1 protein-coding gene and 1 pseudogene are annotated in these 4,564 nt (G+C 75.7%); both read left to right on the forward strand.

The annotated features are described in order from the left end of the window. Positions 1–86: 86 nt before the first annotated feature. On the forward strand, positions 87–986 hold the full coding sequence (locus AC13HU_RS32655) for a DUF4132 domain-containing protein (protein ID WP_483045601.1): 900 nt from the start codon (positions 87–89) through the stop codon (positions 984–986). Further along, positions 983–4,564 (forward strand): annotated as a pseudogene (locus tag AC13HU_RS32660) (hypothetical protein); the annotation flags it as partial. The gene AC13HU_RS32655 and the pseudogene AC13HU_RS32660, both read left to right, overlap by 4 nt.

Here is a 4,564-nt window from a genome sequence, read left to right on the forward strand (position 1 = left end):
GTACGACCCCGGGCCGGCGGGCGATTGTCGGTGCCTGCTTCTAGTGTGATCCACCTGGCAGGCAAACGTGCTGGAGGGGACCGGGGATGGGCTGGATCGAGGCGGCGGGCGGCTATGCCGTGACGCTGGACGGCGCACGGGTGGTGTGCCGCAATGCCGCGGGGCGGGCGTTGAAACAGGTGCCGGGCAAGCTGCGCACGGACCCGGAGGTGGTACGGCTCCAGCAGCTCGCGGAGTGGCTGGAGCGGCACGAGCGGGAGTGCCTGGCGCAGGCCGACACCTGGCTGGTGCGCTCGTTGCCGGTGCCGGCCGCGCTCATCGCCCGGGTCTGGCCCGACGCGGCCTGGCAGGCGGCGCTGCGGGACCTGGTGGTGGCGCCGGTCGCCGAGGACGGCGGCCCGGACCTGACCCGGGCCGGCTTCCTGCGGGACGCCGACCCCGAGCGCGGCCTCGGCGTGGTCGATCTCGACGGCGACTCGGTGCGGCTGGCCGCGCCCGCCGTGCTGATACCGCACCCCGTGCTGCTCACCGACCCCGCCGACCTCGACGAACTCCGTGAGTTCGCCGCTGAGTTGGAGGTGCGGCAGAGCATCGGCCAGCTCTTCCGCGAGGTGTGGCGGCGCGGACCGGAGATCGACGACGCGGCGACGCACCTGAACACGTACGCGGGCGGCCGGTTCGTCCAGTTGCGGCACGCCACCGCCCGTGCCACGCAGCTCGGTTACCGGGTGCGCGGCGGCCACGCGGTCTGCCAGGTCATGGCGGCCGGGCGGCCGGTGGAGGCGGCGCTGTGGCTCGGCGCGGACTACCCCGAAGCGGAGGCCGTCACCGGGGAGTTGGAGTGGCGCGGCAGCGGGGGTGGCCGGCTGCGGCTGTCCGAGGTGGACCCGGTGGCGTGGTCGGAGGGGCACCGGATGGCGTCGGCGCTGTACGCGGGGCGGGTCGTGCCCGAGGAGACCGAAGAGGGCATGGAGGGTAAGCGATGAACGACGGGGATCTGCTGGCCGCGGGGGCGGTGCTGCCGCTCGATCGGCAGGCGGGTACGGGCGCGAGGTCGGATGCGGAGTCCGGCACGGCATCGGGTGAGGTGTCGGGCACGGTCTCGGGGGCGGCGTCGGGGGCCGCCGGTACGGCTCCCCGCAAGGGGTCGGCCGCGGGCTCCAAGACGGCTGCGGGGAAGGCCAATTCGGCAACGGGCGCCGACCGGGCGGGCGACGCGACCGATGTCCTGGTCGCCCGCGCCTACGCGCACCCGGTCCTGGACGGCCGCACCGTCGTACGGCTCGTGCCCGAGGCGCTGGGCGAGGCGGAGGACCTGTCGCTCGAATACCTGGGCTTCGCACCGGGATTCGCGGCTGCGGCCCCCGGGACCGCCGACACCGCCGACACCGCGGGCACCGCCGCAGGGACCGATCCCGCCGACGCTCCGGACGCGAGTGCGGACAGGGACGCGAACACGGGCACGGGCACGACGGTCCCGGTCGGCCGGGTGCTGCGGCAGTCCCTCGGCTTCCCGGCCTGGGCGCTGGTGAACGACCCGGCCAACTCCCGCCACGCGCTTGCCGTGGTGAAGGAGATGGAGCGGCTGACCCGGCTCGCCGCCACCAAGCCCGGCCACGCGAAGGACGGCTTCTCCGAGATCGGCGATCGGCTGGACCGCTCGGTGCCGCACTTCCTGCCCACGTACTACGAGGAGGTGGCGCGGATCTTCCTCGCCGCCGAGTCGACGACGTACGCGTCCACGTACTTCGGCAAGGCGCGCGACGCCGAGCGGCGGCATGCCCTGGAGATCGACGAGGAGCGGCTGCGGGAGGTCTTCCTGGAGTTCGCCGCGGCCGGGGCGCTCAACGGGAAGACGCTGCGCGAGCAGGCCCGGGGGCTGTCCGAACGCCTCTCGCCCGAGGTCGCGTTCACCCAGTTCCGGCTGCTGTGCGTGGAGCGGGCCATCGCCGGGCTGCCGCCGCACGCCGGGCTGATGGAGGACCTGCGCCGGCTCGCCAAGGCCGCCGGGCGCGACGCCCTCGCGGAGGAGGCCGCGCTCGTCGGCGAACTGCTCGGCACCAGCTCGATCGGCCGCGCCGCGGTGTCGTTCTGGAAGTCCGCCCGCACCGCGCTGCTCACCGCCGCCCGCGACAGCCGCACCGCCCGAACCCGGCTGCTGCGCCTCTTCCCGGCCGAGGCGAGCAACGCCTCCGAGGGCCGGGGCGCGATCGACAGGATGTGGCTGGAACTGCTGGAGAAGTCCGGCGCGTTCACGCTGCTCGCCGAAGGGGCCGCCCAGGAGCCCGCTGCCGCCGCCGGTGCCGGCACCGGCGCCGGCACCGATGCCGGCACCGCCGGTGGCACCGATGCCGCCGCCGACGCCGACGCACGCGACGAAGTGCCCGGCGCCGCATGGTGGTTCGGGCAGTGGGCGCAGTTCCGGCAGCGCGGCTGGCGCCGTAGCGACGAACGGATCGCGGCGGAGCTGGAGTTGGTGGAGCGGTTCGCGCCGCAGCTCGCCCGCGACGGCGAACCGGTGCGGCTGACCGCCGAGCGCGGCCACCGCGACATCGCCCCCGACCTGCTGGACGCATGCCTGGCCACGGGCGTGCCGGTCACCGACCCGGACAAGCGCGTCTCCATCGACCTGGCCCGCTGGCTGGCCGACGACAACCCCGGCCGCCGCGACCTGGCCGCGGTCGCCGCCGACCCGAGGTACGTACCGCTGCTGCGCACCGCCGTCGAGGAGGCCGCCAACCGGAGCGACGGGCCGGAGAACCTGCGGACGCTGGCCGCGCACCCGGTGCTGGGCGCGGTCGTCGGCGGATGGTTCGCCGACCGTGCCGACGACCTGTACCGGCCGCTCGGACTGCCGCAACTGGACCGCCAGTTGACCCGTCTCGCCCCGTTCGGCGACCCCGGCGTGCTGGCCACCGCGCCCGGCGCCGTGGACCGGCTCACCGCGTTCGACGTGGCGCCCGTCCTGGCCCGCGCCCTGCGCGCGGGCGTCCTGGACGAACTGGGCTGGCCCGCCCTCGACTCCTACGTCGCGCGGCAGATGCACGCGGTCAAGGACAGCGAGTGGTTCCAACTCGACGACGCCTGGCCCGCGTTGATCGTCATGAACGGCACCCACGTGGCCGCCGTCGGGCCCGACGCGGTGCTGGACGAGCGCACCCTGACCCTGCCCGCGCCGAACCCGCACTCCTGGCGGCGGCCCACCGTGCGGCTGGTCGACGGCCAGTGGCTGATCGCATCCGGCTACGGCGAGGAGCGGCGCGCCACCTGGTCCGGGCGACCCGCCGACGCCTTCCACCCGGCCGGCCACCTGGACCCGCCGTACCGCAGCTCCGGCCCGGTGTCGCTCGCGCTGGCGGGCGGCGGCCGCTGCTACGGCGCCCGACCGGTGCTGCCCGGCGACACCTCCTTCGCCGAGCGCCGCCCGATCGCGTGCGACGGGATCTCGTACTGGGTGCTGCACGAGGGCCGCTGGCACGAGTACGACCCGGCGGCGGCCGTCCGCGGCCGCGCCTCCCTGCCGGCCTTCTTCGACAGCGCCCTCGCCGGCGACGGCGCCGGCACGTGCGTGAACGAGATCGCGTCCCGCCTGCTTCCGCTCCCACCCGGCCTGGAGGCAACGCCGTTCGGCAGCAAGGACGGCCTGCTCGGCTGGTGGGTGCGGCACGACGAGGCGGCCGACACGTACACCGCGTGCTCGGTGGACGGCAGCCGCAGCCCGGTGACCTCCGGGGACGGCACTCCCCTGCCGCCGCTGCGGCTGCCGGGCGGCGCCGTACTGCACCCGACCATCCAGGGCAACTGGTCGGAGCGGGTCCACCTGCACGACGCGGACGGCATCGAGCTGGGCGACGTGGTGACCGGCGGTCGCGGCAACCGCTACGCGGAGGGCACCGACCTGGTGCCGCCGCTGTGGTACTGGCACGCGCTGCGCCCCCGCGACGAGGCGGGCTCCGCGGTGCTGCGCGCGGTCACCGACGAGCAGGCCGCCGCACTCCTGGCCGCGGTACCGGACGCGAAGGCGGACATACCCGCCGCCGTACGCAAGGTGCTGCCGGGCATCACCGACCCGCGCCTGATCAAGGGCGTCGCCTCGATCATCGGCGCCGCCGCCGCGGCGGTCCGCCGGATCGCGCTGCTCGACGAGCGCCGCAGCCGCCGCCCTGCCGACAAGCCCGCGGACGCGGCCGCGCACGCCCACGACACGGTCCTCCACGAGGCGCTGCGCGGGCTGATCGACACCGTCCAGGTCGGCGGCTACCCCTTCTGGGGTGCCGACGAGCACACCTTCGACGCGATGGGCGCGCTCCGCACGCTCAACGCGATCGCCGCGGGCACCCAGCCGGCCCGCCCGGCGCTCCCGACCCCCAAGCGCTACGGCAACCACGGCCGCCACACCGTCGACTGGCTCACGCTCGCCGGTCCCGGCGTCATCGCGGCCGCGGCACGCGCCGCCGCCCCTGGCACCCGCGCCGAAGAACGCGCCGCCCTGCTGGAGTTCCTGAGCACCGCCCTCGGACTCGACGGCGCCGGCGCGACGGGGAGTCCGGTGGCCGACGCAAGC

It is taken from the genome of Streptomyces sp. NH27, assembly GCF_056859195.1.